We start from the raw sequence: 21014 nt of genomic DNA, 5'->3' as shown, positions 1-21014 counted from the left end.
CTGTGATGTAAAAAGGCGCGGATCAGAGCAGGCTGTCGATAAGCTTCGACATGGCAGCAATAGACATGTCCCCTGCATAGCGCTTGCCATTGATCAGGAAGGTCGGCGTGGCGTTGACGCCGAAATCCTTGGCTGCGCGTTCCCGTACAGAGTTGACATCATCCAGAAGCTTCTGGTTCGTCAAGCATTTCGTGAAGCTATCCTCAGTAAAACCAGCGAGTTTCGACATCTGGAGCAATGCGGCACGGCCGTCGACGTCGGGCGAGGCCCAGGCGATCTGCTGCTTGAAAAGCATTTCGACCATCGGCATGTATTGTTCCTGCGGGGCGCAACGCGCCAGCATGAAGGCTGCGGCAGCGCGCGGATCGAACGGGAATTCGCGGATGATGAAGCGAACCTTGCCGGTATCGATGTATTTCTGCTTGATCGTGTCGAAAGTCGTGACGGCAAAATGCGCGCAGTGCGGGCAGGTCAGCGACATGTATTCGACGATCTTGACGGGCGCATCTTCCTTGCCGAGCGCGATCTCCGGCAGCGGGCCGGGCTTCAGCACTTCGTTCATGTCGACATTGCCGTCGGACGGCGGCACTTCATCTTCGGCAGTCGCGGCGGATGCGGTGCCGGCAACGGCAGAGAACGCCACGGAGAGGGCGGCAACGGCAGAGCCGCCCAGCAGGTGGCGTTTGGTCAAGAGCATGTCGGACATCGGCATAGAGTCACCCGTCGTTGAAAGAGGTCTTCGAATGTTTCATGCGATATAACGGCAGCTTGCCGCTAACAAGGCACGGTTGGCCAACTTTCTTCAAAGAATTGTGACCTGGGAAAGACAAAAAGCTAAAATTGTCATCGGAATTGATAGAGACGCACGCGAGTTCAGTGCTCGTCGAGCAAGGTCGATGGGATATTCTGACCAGCATAAAAGAGACGCAGAATAACGACTTGCTCGTTCTTGATATGGTAAGCGGCGGTAACCCGCCGCTCAAACACCAATATCCGAGCACCTGGCCCTAAATTCTCACGCTGAGGACCTCGATCGGCCATCGCCTCAAGTGTTTTGCACTGCTGCTGGAGCCGTTGGATAAACGACAATGCGCGGCTCGGATTATCTTTCGCTATGAATTCATAGATACCTACGAGATCGTCTTCGGCAAGAGCCGCTGAAAACAATCCTATAATTCACGTCCAGCAGCTTTCATTCGTTCGGCATGTATTCTTTTAATTCTATCGAAAACCTCGTCAGCATCTCTGCCGGGCCGCGGGTCATCAAGCGCTTCCTGGATCTTTGCGCGCATGATTTGATTTATGACTTCTTCTTCGCGGTCCAGTGCTCTCAAAGCAGCACGCAGAACTTCGCTGGCAGAATCGTATACTCCGGATTCCAGTCTCGCATCGACGCCGCGCTGCTGATTACCCAGTGTAACCGTTATCGGCCTACTGCTTCGCATATCCAGTTCCCTTGCAAATACTCCGCCTGAGTATGACAGTGTCATTAACAAAAGCAAGTCTGGATCAGGCCTTACCCCGCTTCCACACCATGGCCGTGCCCAAACGCTGAACGGCGGCCCTGATCTTCTCATCCTCGATGCCGTCCATCATGTCGGCGAGCTTGCGCGCCGCTTCGCCTTTCAAGGGCGGCGGTGTGCGGGAACGCTTGGAGGCGACCGATACCGGCTTCTGCACGATGCGGATCTGATTGACGGCATAGAAGCCGAAGAAGCTGTTGATGCGCTGGATGAGTTCGCCTTGCGCATGGGTCAGGAAGAGTGCCCGCGCGCCCTCGCAGGCGATCGTCAGCACACCGGGCTGATAGCGATCGTCCATGCCGGGGCCGGTTCGCTTCGCCCATGCGATCTTTTCCGGCCGCGTGCAGTCGGCAAAGTCCTCGCCGGCGATTTCGTCCCAGCAGCCGAGCAGCGTCGTGTTGATGCCGGCACGCTTTGCCAGCACCGGATCGACGATGCCGTTGGTCAGCTCGGAAATCTGCTTCTCGCCTTTTCGGGGATAACTCATCTCAATCGGCTTCCGGTACATGCTTTGTGCATCGCGGACCTTGATCGCCCGACGCAGCTTGGCCAAGTATAGAGCACTTCCCCTCGACGCGGCAAATCATGACGACGACTTTAGAATCACCCACGGCCGCATCCCTGCTTGCCTGGTACGACCGCCACCACCGCGACCTGCCCTGGCGGGTCTCGCCGCCGATGGCCGCGCGCGGCGTCAAGCCCGATCCCTATCGCGTTTGGCTGTCGGAAGTGATGCTGCAGCAGACGACCGTGCCGGCGGTTAAATCCTATTTCGCCAAATTCCTGGCGCGCTGGCCGACGGTCGATGATCTCGCCGCCGCCGCGAACGAAGACGTCATGGCGGCTTGGGCGGGGCTCGGCTACTACGCTCGCGCGCGCAATCTGAAGAAATGCGCCGAGGCGGTGGCAGCCGATCATGGCGGCCGTTTTCCAGATACTGAGGAAGGCCTGCGCGCGCTGCCCGGCATCGGCGATTATACATCCGCCGCCGTCGCTGCCATCGCCTTCAATCGCCAGGCAGCCGTGATGGACGGCAATGTCGAGCGCGTCATTTCCCGCCTCTATGCGATTTCGGCGCCTTTGCCCGGCGCCAAGCCGCTGATGAAACAGAAGGTCGCCCTGCTGACACCTGCCGACCGGCCGGGCGATTTTGCTCAGGCAATGATGGATCTCGGCGCGACGATCTGTACGCCAAAGCGTCCGGTCTGTTCGCTCTGTCCCTTCAACGGCGCCTGTCAGGCGCTGGCTGGGCATGATCCCGAGCAATTCCCGGTCAAGGCGGCAAAGAAGGAAAAGCCGGTGCGCCAGGGTGCGGCTTTCGTTGCCGTCAATGACGAGGGCGAGATCTTCCTGCGGCGGCGTGTCGAAAGCGGGTTGCTGGGCGGCATGACGGAAGTGCCGACGACGGGATGGACGGCGCGGATCGACGGCGAGACCGGCATCGAGGCAGCCCCATTCCCGGCCGATTGGCAGCCGGCGGGCATGGTCACGCATGTCTTCACGCATTTCGAACTGCGGCTGTCGATCTGGCGCGCGAAGTCGGTCTCTCAGAATGACAACCATGACGGATGGTGGGCGCCGGTTACAAATCTTGAAGACCAGGCACTGCCGACAGTCATGAAAAAAGCGATCGCGCGGGCTATTCCCAATGCGTTCGCAAAAATGCGTTTGGGCTAAAAATTAGGAATTCATTCATGACGACGGAAATACGGCATATCGTTTTCGATATTGGCAAGGTTCTCATCCACTATGATCCAAACCTTCCCTATAGCCGGATCATTCCGGACCATGCCGAGCGCGAATGGTTCTTCGCCAATGTCTGCACTCATGAATGGAACCTTGAGCAGGATCGCGGCCGCACCTGGAGCGATGCCGAGGCATTGCTGATCGCCGATCATCCGGAGCGCGAGGAACAGATCCGCAGCTTCCGCAAATACTGGCACGAGATGGTTCCGCATGCCTATGACGACAGCGTCGCCATTCTGGAGCAGCTTATCGCTGAGGGACGCGACGTCACCTTGCTCACCAACTTCGCCTCGGACACCTTTCGCGAGGCGCAGGAGCGTTATCCCTTCCTGAAGAAGCCGCGCGGCGTGACAGTTTCCGGCGATATCGGGCTGATCAAGCCGGATGTCGCGATTTATGATACCCACGCCAAGAGCTTCGACCTCGATCCGGCCTCGACGATTTTCATCGACGATTCCTATCCGAACGTCGAAGGCGCGCGGGCTGCCGGCTGGCATGCAGTTCACTTCACAGGCGCCGAGAAGCTGCGCAGCGATCTCGCCGCCCATGGCATAAAGGTTTGAGCCAATGACCTTCGATCCCGCACAACGCATCGATCTGTTCCATGACGCAATCAATCGCCTCGACTATGAGGCGATCGAGAACTTCTTCGCAGAGGATGCCACCTATGTCTCCAACGGCGTCGGCAGCCTTGCCGGCCGTGCGGCAATCATGGAAGCCTTCCGCGGCTATTTCGACACCTATCCGGACCAGACGGCATCGAATTCCCTTGTGGAGACGCTGACACCACTGTCCGGCCGTGCCGTCTGGTCTGTCCGGGCCACCAACAGCAAGACGAGCAAGCCACTGATCCGCGAAGGCGAGGAAACGATTACCTTTAACGAGGACGGCCGCGTCGTGCGTGTCGACGTCACGGATTATCAGGAGTTCTGAGATCCGAAGCTGAAAAACCCAGGGCCTTGCCGTACAATATATCCGATAAGGCCCTGGGTGTTTCGTCTTCTTCCCAACTGGAGGTACACGACGGAAGAAGACGGATATGTCGATCTGAAAGGCATCCGGCAGCCGCGGGGCGGCTTTGAAACCGGAACCGTCTAGCGGTTGAGACTATTCAACCTTGGCCAGATCGCTGCGGATGATGGCTCTGAGTTCGTCGATCGGACGCAGGGAACGCCCATCGTCGAAATGCCAGAACATCCACCCATTGCATGCATCAAGGCCCTGGACCTTCGCGCCAAGGCGATGAATGGAGCCGGCCTCGCCGCCGGAAGCGACCGTGCCGTCGGCGCGGACGATGGCGCTATGGCGGCGCTTGGCATCCGTCAGCACCTGGCCGGGCTTGATGAGGCCGCTTTCGATGAGCACATTGAACGCCACGCGCACTTCGGCCTTCTTGCCGGTCATCACGGTCAGTTCCGCCTTGCCGAGCGGTTCTACGGCGGCGATACGGGCGCTTGCCGCGTCGATATAATCCTGCTCGCGCTCGATGCCGACGAAGTGGCGGCCGAGGCGCTTGGCAACGGCACCGGTCGTGCCCGATCCGAAAAAGGGATCGAGAATGATGTCGCCGGGCTTGGACGAAGCCATGATGACACGGGCCAGCAGCGCTTCCGGCTTCTGCGTCGGATGCACCTTCTTGCCGTCGTCGCCCTTCAGTCGCTCATTGCCGTTGCAGATCGGGAACAGCCAGTCGGAACGCATCTGCACGTCATCGTTGGCGGCCTTCATGGCATCGTAGTTGAAGGTATAGCCCTTCGCCTTGGCGTTCGGACTTGCCCAGATCATCGTCTCATGCGCGTTCTGGAAGCGGCGGCCCTTGAAATTCGGCATCGGGTTGGTCTTGCGCCAGACGATGTCGTTCAAGATCCAGAAGTTCAGATCCTGCAGCGTCGCGCCGACGCGGAAGATATTGTGATAGGAGCCGATAACCCAGATCGTGCCCGTCGGCTTCAGCACGCGGCGGCAGGCGAGCAGCCAGGCGCGCGTGAAGGCATCATAGGCTTCGAAGGAGGCGAACTGATCCCATTCGTCATCGACGGCATCGACCAGCGACTGATCCGGACGGTGCAGCGTGCCGCCAAGCTGGAGATTGTACGGCGGGTCGGCGAAGATGACGTCGACGGATTGATTGGGCAGTGCCTCAAGAGCGGCCACGCAATCGCCCTTGATGATCGTGTCGATCCAGGACCCCGGAACGGCTGAAGTCCTGAGGTCGGCAAGCGGGAAAACTGACGCCATGTGATACTCGCTGTTACACTTACTCGGTGCTCTTAATCGAGTGTTATGGTTACCTAACTTGGTTACCAAAGACTAAAGCGGCGCCATATTTTCTGCATTCCCGACGAAGCCGCCGAGAATGCAGGCCTCGTCAAAAGGCGCTATCGCGTTGAAAGCTCTAGATATCGTGCATTGCGTGGCTGTCGTCGGGCGCTTCTGCGCGTTCCGTCATCCCGTAATCGCGAAGCACCTGCGCGACACGCAAACGATAGTCGGCAAAGACCGTCTTGCGCCCCGCTTTCTGGGCGGCGCGATGCGCCTCGCGGTTTCGCCACTCGCGAACGGCTCCCTCGTCGCGCCAGAAGGACAGCGACAGGATCTTGCCTGGCTGAGTGAGGCTTTCGAAACGTTCGATAGAGACGAAACCGTCGATCGTCTCCAGTTCGGAACGCAGCCTCGCGGCGATGTCGAGATAGTGCTGACGTTCGTCGGGATGGGGAACGACTTCGAAAATGACTGCGATCATGGCGATACCCTCGAAGCGTGCGGCAGCGAGACATTCTTCAGGAAAATGCGATCCTCCTGCAAGATGAAACGCTCGCGACGGGCAAAATCAAGATTGGCCCGCGCCAGCGGATCGGCGGCGAGGCTCTTGCGATAGACCTCATAGGCGGCGAGATTCTCGATATTGTAGATGCCGTAGGCTGTCGTCAGCGATCCCTCATGCGGGCCGAAATAGCCGATCAGGTCGGCGCCGTTGCGCGGGATGGCCTGGCCCCAGGCTTTGCCGTATTCCGCGAAGGCTTCTTGCTTGAACGGATCGATCTGGTAGCGGATGAAACAGGTGATCATTGGCTTTCTCCTTTGCTGATGCAGAGGTTTTCGCACATTGCAGGACGGAGATGGTTCGGTTACGATCGAAGTATGAAGGAAGGTCCAGACATAGCACAGATCGGCTCGCTGATCGGCGATCCGGCGCGAGCGAATATTCTGACGGCGCTGATGGGCGGTCGTGCGCTGACGGCGACGGAACTGGCGGCGGCTGCCGGCGTGACGCTGCAGACTGCGAGCGCGCATCTTTCCAAGCTTGAAGCAGGCGGCCTGCTGGCACAGCGCAAGCAGGGCCGGCATCGTTATTTCACGCTGGCCGACGATCGGGTCGGCAAGCTGCTCGAGGGCATCATGGGCTTTGCCGCAAGCCGCGGCCATCTGCGCCATCGTCCCGGCCCGAAGGAACCGGCGCTGCGCAAGGCGCGCATCTGCTACGATCATCTGGCCGGCGACTATGGTGTGCGCATGCTCGATAGTTTGATCGAGGCCGGGTCGATCTCCGCCGTGGGCGAAGGTCTGAGCCTGACGGCGAACGGCGAAAAGCATCTGGGATCGATCGGCATCGACCTCTCCGGGTTGCGCTCGAGCCGCCGACCGCTTTGCCGATCCTGCCTGGACTGGAGCGAGCGCCGTGCGCATCTCGCCGGCAGCCTCGGCAAGGCGCTGCTTTCGAATTTCCTCGACAAGGGTTGGGCGCGGCGAACCGAAAACAGCCGCTCGATCTTCTTCACGCCCGAAGGCGAGCGCCGCTTTCTGGCGCTCTTTCCGCTTGAGCTAAGCGATGGCGCCTCGCAGCCTGAGCCGGATGATAAGCCCTAGGCTGCTTTGATCAGGACACCGCTGAAATTGGTTGCAGCAATGCGGCTGCAGAGCTCACCCCATTCGCAGCCGAGGCAGGCGTGACGGATTTCACCGCCGGCGAAATTGCGACGGAGTTTTGCAAGCAAGCCGGCATCAGGCACCAGCACCGCACCTATGCCGATCTCCTCGCCCAGCAATGTCGAGATATCGGCGAGAGCTACCGCATCCCGCTCGATGACCGAAGCCTTGAGGCAGTGCGGCTCTTCCTCGCCGAGCAGCGGCGCGCAGATGTCATCGGGGCCGGAGACCAGTTTGATCTCCTCCCCTTCCGACAGCCGCTCGGCGATGCGGCGATAATTGTCGGTGAAGGCCGAGGTATAGCCTTCACCAACGAATGTCAGCATGCAGAGCAGATGGTGGGCGCGAAGCCTGACGGTCAATTCAGACGCGCCTTGCCGCTATAGACCTGGATGGTCTTCAGCACGGCAGCTGCAAGCGCGGACTTGAGCACGGCGCCGAGAATGAAGGGCGCGACGCCAAGCAGCCAGCCCTTTTGCGCGCCGATCAGCGCTGCAAGCCATCCACCGCCGATGGCAAGGCAAAGAATGTTGGCCGAGAGATGGGCGATGAAGCTGCGCACGATGCGGTTGCCGCTCCAGCCGCGCTCCGCAAGCCAGCCGACAAGGGCTGCGATAATCGGGAAGGAGACCAGATAACCCGCCGTTGGCCCCATGAAGGGCGCAACGCCGCCTGCCCCGCCGGCCAGCACCGGAAAGCCGATCGCGGCTTCGCCCAGCCAGGCGAAAACCGTGATCGCACCAAGACGCCAGCCATAGAGCGCGCCGATCATGGTGATCGCGAATGTCTGCATGGTGATCGGCACCGGCACCATCGGCACAGAGATTCGCGATGCGAGCGCCAGGATCAGCGTTCCGGCGAGAACGAACACAGCCTTGGTAACAAGCGAACGCCGCCCGAGGCGGAGCGGATCGAAAGCGACTTCATCATGATGCTGCAACAGGGACATCGGCTCTCCTTCTAAAATTATAGATAATTTTTGAGTCTCATCTATTTTATGAGAGAGATCGCGAAATCAGGCAAGTAGTAGCAGTACCAAATTCCGATAAAGTTCGGGATTTCGTTGAAAAATAAGGCTAATAAAATTCAGGAAAGGCAGCGGGCGACAGCCGGGCATCGAACAAAATACCGCGACACTGGCGCAGCAAACATTCCCCTGGTGCACCGCTTCCAGAGCACTTCCGGCTATTCACCTTAAAATTATCTATAATTTTAGCCGACGATTGCGAAGGCGTCGCGTGTCGATCCCGAAGGCGTGCGCACTGGCGCGCGGCCGATCCATTGCACATGTTTCTGCAGGATCGCGGCAGCCTCTTCGGCCCGCCCCTGGCGGAGCGCGGCCAGAATGGCGCGGTGGTCATGATCCGTGCGCTTCTCCCAGCCGGATTGCCAGGCGGAGAAGAGAAAGCGGGCGCTCACGGCATGCAGATCGTCGATCGCGGCAAGAAGGCGCGCCATGCCGCAGGGCGCCAGGATCAGGCGATGGAAGCGCCGATTGGCCTCCTCCCAGGCGTGGACGTCACCGGCGGCATCGCCATCGCGCGTCGCCTGTTCCGCCCCATCCAGAATAGCTGAAGTCAGATGCGGGGCTGCATGCTTGAGTGCAAGACCTTCGAGGGCTGCGCGCATTTCCGCAACCTCGCGGACTTCCTTGAGATCGAAAGAGGCGACACGGACACCACGACGCGGCAGGCTGATTGCCAGCCCCTGCGCCTCCAGCCGGCGGAACGCCTCGCGCACGGGCACGTGGCTCGTGCCGAACTCTTCGGCGATGTGATCCTGCCGCAGGCGGGCATCGGGCGCGATCTCGCCGCGGATGATGCGGTCGGCAAGCACCCGGCTGATGCGGCTGGCAATGGTGTCGTCGCGCTCCTTGGCCATGGCCGATCCTTAAAGGCGGGCCCATCCGATGTCGAGGGCCGATGTCGAGCGACAAGAAACCCTCGTCACCTCTTTTGTGCATTTCGACCCTTTCGCGCACTGCAGCGCAGCCATGCCCGCCAATTGGTTGAGCTTTGCCGACATATCGTGTAAAGCCCGGCGGTCGTTTTTCAGAGCACCTCCCGAAATACCGATGGTTCCTGGAGCGTGCCGATCCCAGCCACATCAAAGGCAGTAATTTCATGAGCAATGGTTTCGACCTCATCATTTTCGACTGCGACGGCGTTCTGGTCGATTCGGAAATCATCGCGGCCGAGGTCGAATCGAAACTGCTGACCGATGCGGGCTATCCGATCAGCACCGAGGAGATGGGCGAGCGCTTCGCCGGAATGACCTGGCGCAACATCCTGTTCGAAGTCGAGCGCGAGGCCAGCATTCCGCTCTCTGCATCGCTGCTCGACAAATCCGAGAAGCTGCTCGACCTGAAGCTTGCCAGTGATGTCCAGGCTATCCCGGGCGTGCCGCAGGCGTTGTCGCGGCTGCCGATGCCGCGCTGCATCTGCTCGAATTCCAGCTCCGCCCGCCTTGAGATGATGCTGACGAAGGTCGGCTACATCAAGCTGTTTGCTCCGAACATCTTTTCCGCCAAGGACCTCGGTGCCGACCGCGTGAAGCCGAAACCGGACATCTTCCTGCATGGCGCCAAGCAGATGAATGTCAGCCCGGCCAATACGATCGTCGTCGAAGATTCCGTCCACGGCGTTCAGGCCGCGCGCGCCGCCGGCATGCGCGTCATCGGCTTTACCGGGGCATCGCATACCTATCCGTCGCATGCCGATCGTCTGACCGACGCCGGTGCCGAAACCGTCGTCAGCCGCATGGCCGACTTGCCGGGCGTCGTCATGGCGCTCGCCGAATGGGACGGCGTCCTCTAAGACGGATTGAAATACAGACCAAAAGAAAAGGCCCTGCCAATCGGCAGGGCCTTTTCTTTTCAACCGTCGCTCACCCTCGCATCGCCGCGCAAGGGTCGTGATCAAAAGCTTAGTGACGCTTCTTGCGCACCGGCTTCGCACCCTTCACGGGCTTCTGCGGGCCTTGATCGAAACCGATCTGCACAATAGTGAAGCCGCCGGAGCCCCCGGCCACCTGGATATCATTATCGGTAAAGAGGAACTGCGCCGTCGTCTCGCCCGGCGGGATTTCCGCCGTATACATAACGGTCTTGCTATAGAGCGCGTTGTCGTTGTCCATGACGGCAACATGGATAGGCAAGGTTACCTTGCCGGAGCTGCCCATGGGGCCAGCAACCAGGCGTCCCTGCGCCACGACGTGAATGCCGAGGCTGGTGCCGTCCGTGGTGCATTGGCGGGTCGCCTGCGCCAGCGAAGCTTGGTAGATCAGCTGGTTCGGGTCGTCCTTGGCGCCTTTGGCGTAGGTGCGATAGACGGAATCCTCGTCGCGGATAACGGCCTGCGGGCACTTGCCCGCGACGTAAGACTGGCCGCCAGTCGGAGCAGCTGTTGCGGCTCCCGTTTGCGGCGCCACCGTTACATCCGTTGCCGGCTGTTTTTCACTCTTGCCGCCGATGCCGAGAGTGCTGCAGCCCGTCAGCAATGCCAGAAGCGAAGCGGAGAAAAGACGACGCGAAACCTTGCCAAACACTATAATTCCACCCTCTCCATATATTTCACATTATCGGCCAGCAGCCTGTCAAACGGGCCTTTTATGACACTTGGCGATGGTCTATACCAGCGACGCAGCGAAAAATCGATTGGGTAGACACCGTTTTGGCTCACTTTTCGAGATCGACAGATTGCCACAAATGGCCTCCGCCCGGCGCAGATCCCACGCGCCTTGCGCAAACGCGAAAACCACGCGGCTGATCCGACGCAAAAAGACCGGCCGCTGTCGCTTCGTTCCTCTACCCTCTCAATCGATCACTCAGGCAATTTTGCGACCAAAGGAATTCTAGACCGTGGACTACATTTCAACGCGGGGAGAAGCCCCTGCCCTTGGCTTCTGCGACGCCCTCCTGGCCGGCCTTGCTCGTGATGGCGGGCTTTATGTTCCCCGTGAATGGCCTGTCCTGACGAAGAAGGAAATCCGCGCGTTCCGCGGCAAGAGCTATCAGGATGTCGCTTTCGCCGTCCTTTCGCCGTTCACCAACGGCGAAATCCCGGCCGATGTCTTTCGCGGCATGATCGACGATGCCTATGCCACCTTCCGGCATCCGGCCGTGGCGCCGCTCGTCCAGACGGGAGCGAACAGCTTTGTCATGGAGCTTTTCCATGGCACGACGCTCGCCTTTAAGGATGTCGCCATGCAGCTGCTGGCGCGGCTGATGGACTATGCGCTGGAGAAGCGCGGCCAGCGAGCCACCATCGTCGGCGCAACCTCGGGCGATACCGGCGGCGCTGCAATCGACGCCTTTGCCGGACGCGAGCGCACCGATATCTTCATTCTGTTCCCGCATGGAAAAGTCTCGCCTGTGCAGCAGCGCCAGATGACCACCTCGACGGCAGCAAATGTGCATGCTCTGGCGATCAAGGGCAATTTCGACGATTGCCAGAACCTCGTCAAAGCCATGTTCAACGACGCCGCCTTCCGCGACACGGTCAAGCTTTCCGGCGTCAATTCCATCAACTGGGCGCGAATCATGGCGCAGGTGGTTTACTACTTCACGACAGCTGTCGCCCTTGGCGGTCCGGACCGGAAAATCTCGTTCACTGTGCCAACAGGCAATTTCGGAGATATTTTCGCCGGTTACGTCGCCAAGCGCATGGGCCTGCCGATCGAAAAGCTGGTCATCGCCACCAACGAGAACGATATCCTGGCACGCATGCTGAAGACCGGCCGCTATGAGATGCGCGCGGTCAAGGCAACGACCTCGCCGTCGATGGATATCCAGATATCCTCCAACTTCGAGCGGCTCCTGTTCGAAGCGAACGGTCGGGACGCCTCCAAGGTGCGCGCCGCCATGGAAAGCCTGAAGCAGTCGAACGGATTTTCGGTCAGCGAAGAGGCTCTGAAGTTCATCAAGAAGGACTTCCGCGCCGGCCGTGCCAGCGAGAAGCAGGTGGCCGAAACGATCCGCAAAACCCTTGCCGATACGGGCTATCTGCTCGATCCACATACAGCGATCGGCGTCTTCATTGCGAACAAGAACGAGCGTCCCAGCAGCCCGATGGTGACACTGGCGACCGCCCACCCGGCAAAATTCCCTGCCGCAGTAAAATCCGCATCCGGTATTGACCCGGCGCTTCCGACGTGGCTTGCTGGTCTGATGACCAGGGAGGAGCGTTTCGACATTCTCGATCCGGAACTTAAAGCCGTCGAAAGCTTTATCGGCAAGCATATCCGGACCGGCGAATAGCAGACGCGGAAAGACAGGCGATGACAGTGGAGTGCACCCGGCTAGCGTCCGGGCTGACAGTAGCGACCCAATCGATGCCACACCTCGAAAGCGTGGCTCTCGGAGTTTGGATCAAGTCGGGTTCGCGTAACGAGACCGAAGCAGAACACGGTATCGCGCATCTGCTCGAGCATATGGCGTTCAAGGGTACGGCGCGGCGCACGGCGCGGCAGATCGCCGAGGAAATCGAGAATGTCGGCGGCGAAGTCAACGCCGCCACCTCGACGGAAACCACCTCCTATTATGCCCGCGTGCTGAAGGACCATGTGCCGCTCGCCGTCGATATCCTTGCCGATATCCTGACGGAGTCAGCCTTCGACGAGGAAGAGCTGGCGCGCGAAAAGCAGGTCATCCTGCAGGAAATCAATGCCGCCAACGACACGCCCGACGATGTCGTCTTCGACAAGTTTTCCGAGGTCGCCTATCGCGGTCAGACGCTGGGACGCGCCATTCTCGGCACGCCGGAAACAGTTGTCTCCTTCTCGCCGGAACAGATCCGCCATTATCTCGGCCGCAACTATACGACCGACCGCATGTTCGTGGTGGCGGCAGGCGCTGTCGACCATGAAAGCTTCGTGCGTCAGGTCGAGGATCGCTTCTCCAGCCTTCCGACCAAACCGTCCGCTCCGCCCGTTATCGAACCGGCGCGTTATATCGGCGGCAACATTCGCGAAACGCGCGACCTGATGGATGCGCAGATCCTGCTCGGCTTTGAAGGCCGCGCCTATCACACCCGCGATTTCTACTGTTCGCAGATTCTCGCTAACATCCTCGGCGGCGGCATGTCCTCGCGCCTTTTCCAGGAAGTGCGCGAATTCCGCGGCCTCTGTTATTCGGTCTATGCCTTCCATTGGGGCTTCTCCGATACCGGCATTTTCGGCATCCATGCCGCGACCGGTGGCGAGAACCTGCCGGAACTGCTGCCCGTCATCGTCGACGAGCTGCACAAATCCTCCCATGACATTCAGCAGCAGGAAATCGAGCGCGCCCGCGCTCAGATCCGCGCACAGCTGCTGATGGGTCAGGAAAGCCCGGCCGCTCGCGCTGGTCAGGTCGCCCGGCAGATGATGCTTTATGGCCGCCCCATCCCGAACCAGGAGATGCTGGAGCGCCTGGAAGGTATCACGATCGAGCGCCTGACGGATCTTGCCGGCCGCCTGTTCTTCGATACAGTACCGACGCTTTCTGCGATCGGGCCGCTGGAGCAGCTCGCGCCGATGGAGGACATCGTCACTTCGCTGTCGTCGCCGGTCCCTGCTTCCAGAAGCGCAAGCGGCTAAGGGCACGCCGCAGGCCTATGGGTGCAATTCTCGGGGGAGTGCTTGGCGGCATGCAAAAATCTGTCTTTCGGTTTCTCTCACGTCATTCGGACGCGGTTGAACTCGAAAACGACAATTATTTGCTGCGGCTGCCGCGCTACTCCGATTTCAACCAATGGCACAGGCTTCGGGCTGAAAGCCGCCGTTTTCTGGAACCTTGGGAACCTACCTGGCGACATGACGAGCTGACCGAGGCCGCCTATCGGGCGCGCATCATTCGGGGCAAGCAGGAATACAGCTCCGGCCAGGCCATACCGCTCTTCATTTTTCTGAGGGAAAACACGACGCTGGTTGGCGGCATCACGATCGGCTATATTCGCCGAGGTGCCGCGCAGAGCTGCATGATCGGGTATTGGATGGGCGAGCGCTACTCCGGTCAGGGCCATATGTTCGCCGCACTTCAGTTGGTTATACCCTATATCTTTTCCGGACTTGAGTTGCACCGAATTGAAGCAGCCTGTATTCCGGATAACGAGCGTAGCATGCGGCTTTTGCAAAAAGCCGGTTTCCAACGGGAAGGTCATTTGCGCGGTTATCTTAAAATCAACGGTCAGTGGCGCGACCATGTGATGTTTTCAAGGTTGGCATCCGACACCAACCCGAACCGAAGCTTCGACCAGCGATGATCGCCGGAATGATGCAGACGTGGCCGATGGCCCGGCGGCTATGCGCGCTGATCGCAACGCTCGCAGCCGTGATGTTGCTGCTGCTCACCGGAGTGGCTGACGCAGCCGAGCCTGTGAAGATCTCGCGCGACGATACCGCTCTCGACCTGACGGCGACGACGGAGATCTATACCAATCAGGGAGAAGCCTTTCAGGTCTCTACAGCCGCAGGCACCGACGGCATCCGACGCCGCATTGAGGTACGATCCTCTTCGCCGAACCATCAGGGTGACTGGGCCGTCTTTGCACTGGCTAATGTGTCCGAAGAGCAGCTGGAGCGCGTCATCGTCGCCCCGCATTTCCGCCTGGTGAATTCGAAAGTCTTCTGGCCGGATCTCGGCTCGCAGCGCATCGTCGCGATCACGCCGAGCGAAGGGTTCGCGCTCGATCGCCAGCCGAGCGACGAAGCCGATGTCTTCCGCATCACGCTGAACCCCGGCGCGGTCGTCACCTTCGTTGCCGAACTTTCGTCACCAAACCTGCCGCAGCTCTATCTTTGGGAACCGAACGCCTACAAGGATACGGTCAACGCCTTCACGCTCTATCGCGGCATCGTGCTCGGCATTGCCGGCTTGCTGGCGGTGTTCCTGACCATCCTTTTCGTGGTCAAGGGAACCTCGATGCTGCCAGCGACGGCGGCGCTTGCCTGGGCGGTGCTCGGCTATATCTGCGTCGATTTCGGCTTTCTCGGCAAGCTCATCAGCATCACGTCAAGCGACCAGCGAATATGGCGCGCCTGTGCGGAGGTGGCGCTCGCGTCGAGCCTGGTGATCTTCCTGTTCACCTATCTCAATCTCAATCGCTGGCACGCCCATCTCGGCTATGTGACGCTTGCCTGGGTACTCGGTCTCGCGCTGCTCTTCGGTGTGGCGATCTACGATCCGTCGATTGCCGCCGGCATCGCGCGGCTGTCGCTGGCGCTGACCGCGACGGCAGGCCTGCTGCTTATCATCTATCTCGGCTTCAGCCGTTATGATCGGGCCATCCTGCTCGTGCCCGCCTGGGCGCTGATCCTCGTCTGGCTGTTCGGGGCCTGGATGACCGTCATGGGCAAGCTCGACAACGACATCATCCAGCCGGCACTCGGCGGCGGCCTTGTTCTCATCGTCCTGCTGATCGGCTTCACCGTCATGCAGCACGCCTTTGCCGGCGGCGCATTTCAGCAGGGCCTGTTCTCGGATCTGGAACGGCAATCCCTGGCGCTCACCGGCTCCGGCGATACCGTTTGGGATTGGGACGTGGCGCGCGACCGCGTGGTGACGACGCCCGATATCTCGATGAAGCTCGGCCTTTCTCCCGGCACCATGCACGGCGCTGCGCGCAACTGGCTGCCGCGGCTGCATCCCGACGATCGCGACCGCTTCCGCGCGACGCTCGACGTGCTTCTGGAACATCGACGCGGCCGGCTGAACCATGAATTCCGCATTCGCGCCGAAGACGGGCATTTCCACTGGCTGTCGATCCGCGCCCGGCCGGTCCTTGGTTCCAACGGCGAGATCATTCGCTGCGTCGGTACGATCGTCGACATCACCGAGCAGAAGAATTCGATCGAGCGGCTGCTGCACGACGCCGTGCACGACAATCTCACGGGACTGCCGAACCGCCAAGTCTTCCTCGATCGCCTGCAGGCGGTTCTAACACTTGCCTCGGATGGCAATCAGCTCAGGCCGACGGTCATCGTTATCGATATCGACCGGTACAAGCTCGTCAACGATACCCTTGGCTTTGCCGCTGGTGACAATATTCTCATCGCGCTGACGCGACGTCTTCGCCGGCTGATGAAGCCGCAGGATACGCTCGCTCGCCTTTCGGGCGACCAGTTCGGCCTCATCCTCGTTTCCGAACGCGATCCAGCCAAGGTCGCCGACTTCGCCGATGCAATCAGCAAGGCAATCATGGTGCCGATCAATTTCGCCAACCGCGAGATCATCCTGACGGCTTCGGTCGGACTGACGTCCTGGGTCGATCAGCAGGAGAATGCGACTGGTATGCTGAGCGATGCGGAGCTCGCCATGTACCGCGCCAAGCGCGCCGGCGGCAATCGTGTCGAACCCTTCCAGCCGGCCTTCCGAAGCTTCGGGACGGACCGGCTGCAGCTGGAAACCGACTTGCGCCGGGCCGTCGAACGCAAGGAACTCTCGCTCGTCTATCAGCCGATCGTTCGGCTCGAAGATGCGGAGGTTGCCGGCTTCGAGGCGCTGATGCGCTGGGAGCATCCAAAGCGCGGCAATATTCCGCCATCGGAATTCATCCCGATCGCCGAGGCTTCCGATATCATTGGCCCGCTTGGCATGTTTGCGCTCGAGCAGGCAACGAATGACCTGATGGCATGGCAGCGACAGACCGGCGACCTGCCGCTGTTCGTCTCCATCAACCTTTCCAGCGTCCAGCTGCTCAACAACGAGCTTTACGACGATATCCGCGCCCTGCTCGCCAAAACCCATTGCGATCCGCACCGGATCAAGCTGGAGCTGACGGAATCGCAGGTGATGGAAAATCCGGAACAGGCACGGCTCGTGCTCGACAAGCTGCGAGATGCCGGCATCGGCCTGGCGCTCGACGACTTCGGCACCGGCTATTCCTCTCTCGCCTACCTCACCCGTTTCCCCTTCGATACGATCAAGCTCGACAAGGCGATGGTCCGCGACGATAGCGACAAGAAGGCGGTTCTGTTGCGTTCGGTCATCTCCATGGCGCGTGAACTCAACATGCGCGTGGTCGCCGAAGGCATCGAATCGGAAGAGGATGCGCTGGAGCTCGCCAAGATCGGCTGCAGCTACGGCCAGAGCTTCATCTTCGGCCCGCCGATGGGTTCGGATTCGGTGATACGCCTGCTGAAGGAACGCTTTCCGCTGACGAAGCGCGCCTGAGCATTCGATCACGCGCTGTCGATCAACTCCCTGATATAGTCGAGCTTAGCGACCACGGGCGGCGAGAGAATGAAGGGATAGGAATCCGGCTGCCCCATACTGCGCTGGATGGAGTTGATCGCCACGCTCAAAGGGATCCAGGCGCTGACGAGCTGCTCGGCGCTTTCCGCCCTGTAAGGATTGAAATCTATCTCGGCCGCCATGTCATGATAGCGATGGGGATCGATCACCACGCCGAAGGAGCGTGCCGTTTCCAGCGTGTCGACGATGTGCAGATAATGCGCGAAGCATTCGGCAAAATCCTCCCAGGGATGGGAGCTGGCATAGGCGCTGATAAAGCTTTCCTGCCAATTCGCCGGTGGCCCGTTCTCGTAGTGAGCCTGAAGCGCTGCGCCATAATCGGCGCGCTCGTCGCCGAAGACGGCGCGAAAGGCATCGAATTGCCCGCGGTCGCGGACAAGCTTGTTCCAGATGAAATGGCCAGTCTCATGGCGGAAGTGGCCGAGCAAAGTGCGATAAGGCTCGTTCATCGAGGTGCGCGCCTGTTCGCGCGTGCATCGTCCGCCTCGGCGGCACGGATGGCGATCAGTCCCTCCTCATGACCCGTCATCGCGGGGACCACGGTATCGCCCTGCACCTCGTCCTCGAGGAAGTCGAAGACGAGCCCACCTTCGGGGTCCTGCTGACGGTCGGGATGCGGCAGGTTCCAGCGCAAAAGCGAATAAAACAAATGCCGCTGCGCCTGACTGATGCGCCGCCAGCGGTCTATGCCCTGTTCCGTGCCGGTGTTCGGCACGAGACGATTGTGCCGGCAGGCGACGCAATAGGGTTGCGGGTCGTCCGCATCGATCAGCCAATTGCATATATCGAGTTCGGCATTCGCGCAGAACCGAACGTGTTGTGCCGGCTCGGACACCGGATGCCAGCTGTCAGCATTTTCAGCTTCCAAGGCGTATATCGCCAAGCGGTCGGGGATAAAACCAAGCTGATGGCCGCAACGCACGCACTGCCTGTTATCGAAGTGGACGGGCTGGCCGCAATGGTCACAAGTGAAAAGCCGCATGTCTCCCCTCGAAAAATCCTTGGCCGATAGTAAAGAGCCTGCCACGTTTCCGTAACAGGCCCTTCCTCCCAATATCGCCGCTACAACATCAATTCCGATGGAGCGGCGACCATGGATTTGAAAAATTCAGCAGTCACATCCGGTCGACTGCGCCCTTGACCTTATCCTTGGCCTTGCCAACGGCGGTCTGCACCTTGCCCTTAGCTTCCTGGGCGGCGCCCTTCGCGCGCATTTCTCTGTCATTGGTTGCCTTGCCGGCTGCCTGCTTTGCCTTGCCGGCGATTTCATTCACCTTACCGGATACCTTGTCGGTTGTGCTGCTCATATCTGGCGCCTCCTGGTCTGGCCCGGCGGAATTGCCGATGCTCTGTCAGGAAAACGTCACCACAGCTATTTCGTTCCAAAGTAACGCAACTCGGCTTAGCTATGGCCCGCCTGCAGCGACAGCATCGCAGGATTGATGCCCATCAGAGCCAGCGCGCGATCATATTTATTGTCGAGGCTGCGATCGAAAATCATTTCTTCGTTTGCCGGGCAGTTCAGCCAGCCATTATTGCCGATCTCGGCTTCGAGCTGGCCAGCCCCCCAGCCGGCATAGCCGAGCAACATGGTGGCGCGCTTCGGGCCGCTCCCTTTGGAAATCGCCCGCACGATGTCGAGCGTCGCCGTCAGGCTGATGTCATCACTGACCGGAATGCTGCCGTCGCTGATGTAATCGTCCGAATGCAGAACGAAGCCGCGGCCGCTTTCGACGGGGCCGCCGGTCTGGATGGGGAAATCGCGCGCCCTCTGCGGCAACACGATGGCATCGTCGTCCTTGATCATTTCGAGATGCAGCAGAACATCGGTGAATGTTAGCTTCTGAGACCGATTGATGACGAAGCCCATGGCACCGGCATCGGAATGGGCGCAGATATAAATCACCGTTCGATGGAAGTTCCGATCCTCCATGCCCGGCATGGCGATCAGGAACTGACCGTCGAGAAAACCTCTTTCGCGTCTATTCTTCAGCGTCGATAGGGACATCGTGCCTCCTGACCGCAGTCCGCAACTGCACCGCCTGTAATCAAGATGGGGCAATGTCATAAATCAATCAACTGAAAATGATCATTTGCTTCTTCGTCCGTGCTGGCTCCAGGCAACTCAATCGGCTAAATCCTTGTCGCATGATCGAATTCAGTACCGTTGGCCGGCTGTCGGCCCTTCTCGCTACTTTGTTTTTCAGCGCCTCGGCAGTCCATGCCGCGACGAGCGACTGGGTAGACAATGAGGGCGGCAGGATGCGTCTGATCGCGCTGGCGCCGGACGCCGAAGGGCATATCCGCGCCGCCTTGCAGATCGAACCGGAGCCGGGCTGGATCACTTATTGGCGCGAGCCAGGTCAGGGTGGAATTCCACCGCAAATTACGCCGGCACCTAGCAGCGGCGTGACATTGGAAAGGGCGGCCTACCCGGCACCAAAACCGATCAGCGTCGGCCCTATCCAGGAAATCGGCTACGACGCGCCGGTGACGTTTCCGCTCGATCTTCGCGTCGCCGGCAAGGCGCCGGAAAAGCTTGAGCTGACAGCTTTCATCGGCCTCTGCAAGGATATCTGCATCCCTTTTCAGGCCGAATACTCCCTGCCCTTGCCGGCCAATGCACAGCCGACCTCGCGTGAGCTGGCCTTGCTCGATGCGGCAAAGGCGATGCTGCCCCAAGCTCCTTCTGCGGATTTCGCCATCCAGAGCCATCAGATCTCCGCCGACGCCAAGAGCCTTTCGCTGCAGCTGACACTGCCGGAAGCGAGTGGAAAGGCACCTGAAATCTACGTCACGGGGCCGTCAGGCTATGTGTTCTTTCAGCAAGCAAATGCAAAGCGGGAGGGAACCGCCTTCTCCGCCGATATCGAGATCGGCAAGCTGCCGAAGGATTATAGTCCGAAGGGCAAGAGCTGGGGCATCCTCGTCGTCGATGGCGATCGGGCGATGGAAACCACCCTTGCACTTGAATAGGCGCGGCCTATAGTTCCCTGACCGTCTTCAAGCCATCGGCGACCATTCGAGCGCCCCGAAACACGACCCAAGGAGAGAGCCATGACCATCGCGATCGGCGACACACTGCCTGCCGCAACCTTCAAGGAAAAGACCGCCGACGGCCCGGTCGAGATCAGCACCGAGCAGCTCTTTGCCGGCAAGCGCGTCGTTCTCTTCGCCGTTCCCGGCGCGTTTACGCCCACTTGCTCGCTCAATCACCTGCCGGGCTTTCTCGAAAACCGCGACGCCATTCTTGCCAAGGGCATCGATGACATCGCCGTCGTTTCCATCAATGACTGGCACGTCATGGGCGCCTGGGCACAATCGTCCGGTGGCCTCGGCAAGATCCATTTCCTCGCCGACTGGGATGGCTCCTTCACCAAGGCGCTTGGTCTTGAAGCCGATCTTTCCGCCGGCGGCCTTGGCATTCGCTCCAAGCGTTATTCCATGCTGGTGGAAGACGGCGTGGTGAAGACGCTGAATATCGAGGAAAGTCCCGGCCAGGCAACGGTTTCAGGCGCCGCTGCGATGATCGAGCAGCTTTAGGGTTTTGATGGACGGAAGAAACAGGGCGCCTCAAAAGCGCCCTT

General features: G+C 60.0%; 24 protein-coding genes and 1 pseudogene. 11 read left to right on the top strand and 14 right to left on the bottom strand.

Annotation, left to right across the window (positions count from 1 at the left end):
- Positions 1-22: 22 nt before the first annotated feature.
- From ACK83U_RS02925 to ACK83U_RS02910, 4 genes are all read right to left on the bottom strand, one after another.
- Positions 23-712: a DsbA family protein gene (locus ACK83U_RS02925; RefSeq protein ID WP_015339097.1), complete on the bottom strand. Its 690-nt coding sequence runs from the start codon at positions 710-712 to the stop codon at positions 23-25.
- A gap of 161 nt (positions 713-873) precedes the next feature.
- Complete coding sequence (locus ACK83U_RS02920) at positions 874-1167, bottom strand: type II toxin-antitoxin system RelE/ParE family toxin (RefSeq protein ID WP_412474784.1); 294 nt, start codon at positions 1165-1167, stop codon at positions 874-876.
- A 2-nt stretch (positions 1168-1169) separates the two neighbouring features.
- A complete protein-coding gene (locus tag ACK83U_RS02915; protein ID WP_112605853.1) occupies positions 1170-1445 on the bottom strand; it encodes a type II toxin-antitoxin system ParD family antitoxin in 276 nt (91 codons plus the stop codon).
- A gap of 64 nt (positions 1446-1509) precedes the next feature.
- A complete protein-coding gene (locus ACK83U_RS02910) occupies positions 1510-2010 on the bottom strand; it encodes a DUF721 domain-containing protein (RefSeq protein ID WP_112398018.1) in 501 nt (166 codons plus the stop codon).
- Between the two features lie 95 nt (positions 2011-2105).
- Here ACK83U_RS02910 and mutY point away from each other — a divergent pair, with 95 nt between their 5' ends.
- The 3 genes from mutY to ACK83U_RS02895 are packed head-to-tail and all read left to right on the top strand — an operon-like array spanning position 2106 to position 4202.
- On the top strand, positions 2106-3200 hold the full coding sequence (mutY, locus tag ACK83U_RS02905) for an A/G-specific adenine glycosylase (RefSeq protein ID WP_112605856.1): 1095 nt from the start codon (positions 2106-2108) through the stop codon (positions 3198-3200).
- A gap of 17 nt (positions 3201-3217) precedes the next feature.
- Entirely contained in the window at positions 3218-3832 is a 615-nt protein-coding gene (locus tag ACK83U_RS02900) for an HAD family hydrolase (RefSeq protein WP_112605859.1), read from the top strand.
- 4 nt (positions 3833-3836) lie between these two features.
- Positions 3837-4202, top strand: a complete 366-nt coding sequence (locus ACK83U_RS02895; RefSeq protein ID WP_112605862.1) for a nuclear transport factor 2 family protein — start codon at positions 3837-3839, stop codon at positions 4200-4202.
- A gap of 174 nt (positions 4203-4376) precedes the next feature.
- On the opposite strand, the gene ACK83U_RS02890 is transcribed toward ACK83U_RS02895, so the two are convergent.
- From ACK83U_RS02890 to ACK83U_RS02880, 3 genes are all read right to left on the bottom strand, one after another.
- Complete coding sequence (locus ACK83U_RS02890) at positions 4377-5507, bottom strand: site-specific DNA-methyltransferase (protein ID WP_112412417.1); 1131 nt, start codon at positions 5505-5507, stop codon at positions 4377-4379.
- A gap of 157 nt (positions 5508-5664) precedes the next feature.
- Complete coding sequence (locus tag ACK83U_RS02885) at positions 5665-6012, bottom strand: antibiotic biosynthesis monooxygenase family protein (protein ID WP_112605865.1); 348 nt, start codon at positions 6010-6012, stop codon at positions 5665-5667.
- A complete protein-coding gene (locus ACK83U_RS02880; RefSeq protein ID WP_112605868.1) occupies positions 6009-6338 on the bottom strand; it encodes an NIPSNAP family protein in 330 nt (109 codons plus the stop codon). The genes ACK83U_RS02885 and ACK83U_RS02880 overlap by 4 nt, the downstream gene beginning before the upstream one ends.
- Before the next feature lie 72 nt (positions 6339-6410).
- On the opposite strand from ACK83U_RS02880, the gene ACK83U_RS02875 reads away from it, so the two are divergent.
- Positions 6411-7136 (top strand): ArsR/SmtB family transcription factor, encoded by a 726-nt coding sequence (locus ACK83U_RS02875; protein ID WP_112398019.1) that lies wholly within the window; start codon positions 6411-6413, stop codon positions 7134-7136.
- Here the strand turns inward: ACK83U_RS02875 and ACK83U_RS02870 are convergent.
- The 3 genes from ACK83U_RS02870 to ACK83U_RS02860 form a co-directional block, all read right to left on the bottom strand.
- Complete coding sequence (locus tag ACK83U_RS02870) at positions 7133-7558, bottom strand: DUF1284 domain-containing protein (RefSeq protein WP_112335519.1); 426 nt, start codon at positions 7556-7558, stop codon at positions 7133-7135. The genes ACK83U_RS02875 and ACK83U_RS02870 overlap by 4 nt on opposite strands.
- Positions 7555-8145, bottom strand: coding sequence for a biotin transporter BioY (locus ACK83U_RS02865; protein WP_112605872.1), 591 nt, complete (start codon positions 8143-8145; stop codon positions 7555-7557). The genes ACK83U_RS02870 and ACK83U_RS02865 overlap by 4 nt, the downstream gene beginning before the upstream one ends.
- Positions 8146-8408: 263 nt before the next feature.
- Positions 8409-9077, bottom strand: coding sequence for a GntR family transcriptional regulator (locus ACK83U_RS02860; RefSeq protein WP_112605875.1), 669 nt, complete (start codon positions 9075-9077; stop codon positions 8409-8411).
- 242 nt (positions 9078-9319) lie between these two features.
- Between ACK83U_RS02860 and ACK83U_RS02855 the strand changes: the two genes are divergently transcribed.
- Complete coding sequence (locus tag ACK83U_RS02855) at positions 9320-10012, top strand: HAD family hydrolase (protein ID WP_015339084.1); 693 nt, start codon at positions 9320-9322, stop codon at positions 10010-10012.
- A gap of 109 nt (positions 10013-10121) precedes the next feature.
- On the opposite strand, the gene ACK83U_RS02850 is transcribed toward ACK83U_RS02855, so the two are convergent.
- Positions 10122-10742, bottom strand: coding sequence for a hypothetical protein (locus tag ACK83U_RS02850; RefSeq protein WP_112605878.1), 621 nt, complete (start codon positions 10740-10742; stop codon positions 10122-10124).
- Between the two features lie 313 nt (positions 10743-11055).
- Between ACK83U_RS02850 and thrC the strand changes: the two genes are divergently transcribed.
- The 4 genes from thrC to ACK83U_RS02830 are packed head-to-tail and all read left to right on the top strand — an operon-like array spanning position 11056 to position 17346.
- Positions 11056-12453: a threonine synthase gene (gene thrC, locus ACK83U_RS02845; RefSeq protein WP_112605881.1), complete on the top strand. Its 1398-nt coding sequence runs from the start codon at positions 11056-11058 to the stop codon at positions 12451-12453.
- Positions 12454-12473: 20 nt separating this feature from the next.
- Entirely contained in the window at positions 12474-13772 is a 1299-nt protein-coding gene (locus ACK83U_RS02840; RefSeq protein ID WP_112605884.1) for a M16 family metallopeptidase, read from the top strand.
- Between the two features lie 50 nt (positions 13773-13822).
- Entirely contained in the window at positions 13823-14437 is a 615-nt protein-coding gene (locus ACK83U_RS02835) for a GNAT family N-acetyltransferase (protein WP_015339080.1), read from the top strand.
- Positions 14434-17346 carry an EAL domain-containing protein gene (locus ACK83U_RS02830; protein WP_412474783.1) on the top strand — a complete coding sequence of 971 codons (2913 nt, stop codon included), beginning with the start codon at positions 14434-14436 and terminating at the stop codon, positions 17344-17346. Before ACK83U_RS02835 ends, ACK83U_RS02830 begins: the two co-directional genes overlap by 4 nt.
- Before the next feature lie 8 nt (positions 17347-17354).
- On the opposite strand, the pseudogene ACK83U_RS02825 reads toward ACK83U_RS02830, so the two are convergent.
- The 3 genes and pseudogenes from ACK83U_RS02825 to ACK83U_RS02815 all read right to left on the bottom strand — a co-directional run bounded on the left by ACK83U_RS02825 (position 17355) and on the right by ACK83U_RS02815 (position 19435).
- Positions 17355-18409 (bottom strand): annotated as a pseudogene (locus tag ACK83U_RS02825) (putative zinc-binding metallopeptidase).
- A 133-nt stretch (positions 18410-18542) separates the two neighbouring features.
- Positions 18543-18734 (bottom strand): CsbD family protein, encoded by a 192-nt coding sequence (locus ACK83U_RS02820; protein WP_112397964.1) that lies wholly within the window; start codon positions 18732-18734, stop codon positions 18543-18545.
- Positions 18735-18829: 95 nt separating this feature from the next.
- Positions 18830-19435, bottom strand: a complete 606-nt coding sequence (locus ACK83U_RS02815; protein WP_112605890.1) for a YqgE/AlgH family protein — start codon at positions 19433-19435, stop codon at positions 18830-18832.
- Between the two features lie 140 nt (positions 19436-19575).
- Between ACK83U_RS02815 and ACK83U_RS02810 the strand changes: the two genes are divergently transcribed.
- Both ACK83U_RS02810 and ACK83U_RS02805 read left to right on the top strand, forming a co-directional pair.
- A complete protein-coding gene (locus ACK83U_RS02810) occupies positions 19576-20403 on the top strand; it encodes a protein-disulfide reductase DsbD domain-containing protein (protein WP_112605893.1) in 828 nt (275 codons plus the stop codon).
- Positions 20404-20484: 81 nt separating this feature from the next.
- A complete protein-coding gene (locus tag ACK83U_RS02805; RefSeq protein ID WP_112335510.1) occupies positions 20485-20970 on the top strand; it encodes a peroxiredoxin in 486 nt (161 codons plus the stop codon).
- Positions 20971-21014 lie beyond the last annotated feature (44 nt).

This window comes from Rhizobium sp. WW22 (assembly GCF_047041135.1).
Lineage (GTDB): Bacteria > Pseudomonadota > Alphaproteobacteria > Rhizobiales > Rhizobiaceae > Rhizobium.
This window is presented reverse-complemented; position numbering and strand designations above follow the sequence as displayed.

Bases quoted from the DNA above. Each gene is read 5' to 3' on its own strand.
- ACK83U_RS02885 (WP_112605865.1), bottom strand. From the start codon at position 6,012: ATGATCGCAGTCATTTTCGAAGTCGTTCCCCATCCCGACGAACGTCAG.
- ACK83U_RS02855 (WP_015339084.1), top strand. From the start codon at position 9,320: ATGAGCAATGGTTTCGACCTCATCATTTTCGACTGCGACGGCGTTCTG.
- ACK83U_RS02865 (WP_112605872.1), bottom strand. From the start codon at position 8,145: ATGTCCCTGTTGCAGCATCATGATGAAGTCGCTTTCGATCCGCTCCGC.
- ACK83U_RS02925 (WP_015339097.1), bottom strand. From the start codon at position 712: ATGCCGATGTCCGACATGCTCTTGACCAAACGCCACCTGCTGGGCGGC.
- ACK83U_RS02875 (WP_112398019.1), top strand. From the start codon at position 6,411: ATGAAGGAAGGTCCAGACATAGCACAGATCGGCTCGCTGATCGGCGAT.
- ACK83U_RS02910 (WP_112398018.1), bottom strand. From the start codon at position 2,010: ATGAGTTATCCCCGAAAAGGCGAGAAGCAGATTTCCGAGCTGACCAAC.
- ACK83U_RS02815 (WP_112605890.1), bottom strand. From the start codon at position 19,435: ATGTCCCTATCGACGCTGAAGAATAGACGCGAAAGAGGTTTTCTCGAC.
- ACK83U_RS02900 (WP_112605859.1), top strand. From the start codon at position 3,218: ATGACGACGGAAATACGGCATATCGTTTTCGATATTGGCAAGGTTCTC.
- ACK83U_RS02840 (WP_112605884.1), top strand. From the start codon at position 12,474: ATGACAGTGGAGTGCACCCGGCTAGCGTCCGGGCTGACAGTAGCGACC.
- ACK83U_RS02830 (WP_412474783.1), top strand. From the start codon at position 14,434: ATGATCGCCGGAATGATGCAGACGTGGCCGATGGCCCGGCGGCTATGC.
- ACK83U_RS02915 (WP_112605853.1), bottom strand. From the start codon at position 1,445: ATGCGAAGCAGTAGGCCGATAACGGTTACACTGGGTAATCAGCAGCGC.
- ACK83U_RS02860 (WP_112605875.1), bottom strand. From the start codon at position 9,077: ATGGCCAAGGAGCGCGACGACACCATTGCCAGCCGCATCAGCCGGGTG.
- ACK83U_RS02805 (WP_112335510.1), top strand. From the start codon at position 20,485: ATGACCATCGCGATCGGCGACACACTGCCTGCCGCAACCTTCAAGGAA.
- ACK83U_RS02890 (WP_112412417.1), bottom strand. From the start codon at position 5,507: ATGGCGTCAGTTTTCCCGCTTGCCGACCTCAGGACTTCAGCCGTTCCG.
- ACK83U_RS02810 (WP_112605893.1), top strand. From the start codon at position 19,576: ATGATCGAATTCAGTACCGTTGGCCGGCTGTCGGCCCTTCTCGCTACT.
- ACK83U_RS02895 (WP_112605862.1), top strand. From the start codon at position 3,837: ATGACCTTCGATCCCGCACAACGCATCGATCTGTTCCATGACGCAATC.
- ACK83U_RS02880 (WP_112605868.1), bottom strand. From the start codon at position 6,338: ATGATCACCTGTTTCATCCGCTACCAGATCGATCCGTTCAAGCAAGAA.
- ACK83U_RS02835 (WP_015339080.1), top strand. From the start codon at position 13,823: ATGCAAAAATCTGTCTTTCGGTTTCTCTCACGTCATTCGGACGCGGTT.
- ACK83U_RS02820 (WP_112397964.1), bottom strand. From the start codon at position 18,734: ATGAGCAGCACAACCGACAAGGTATCCGGTAAGGTGAATGAAATCGCC.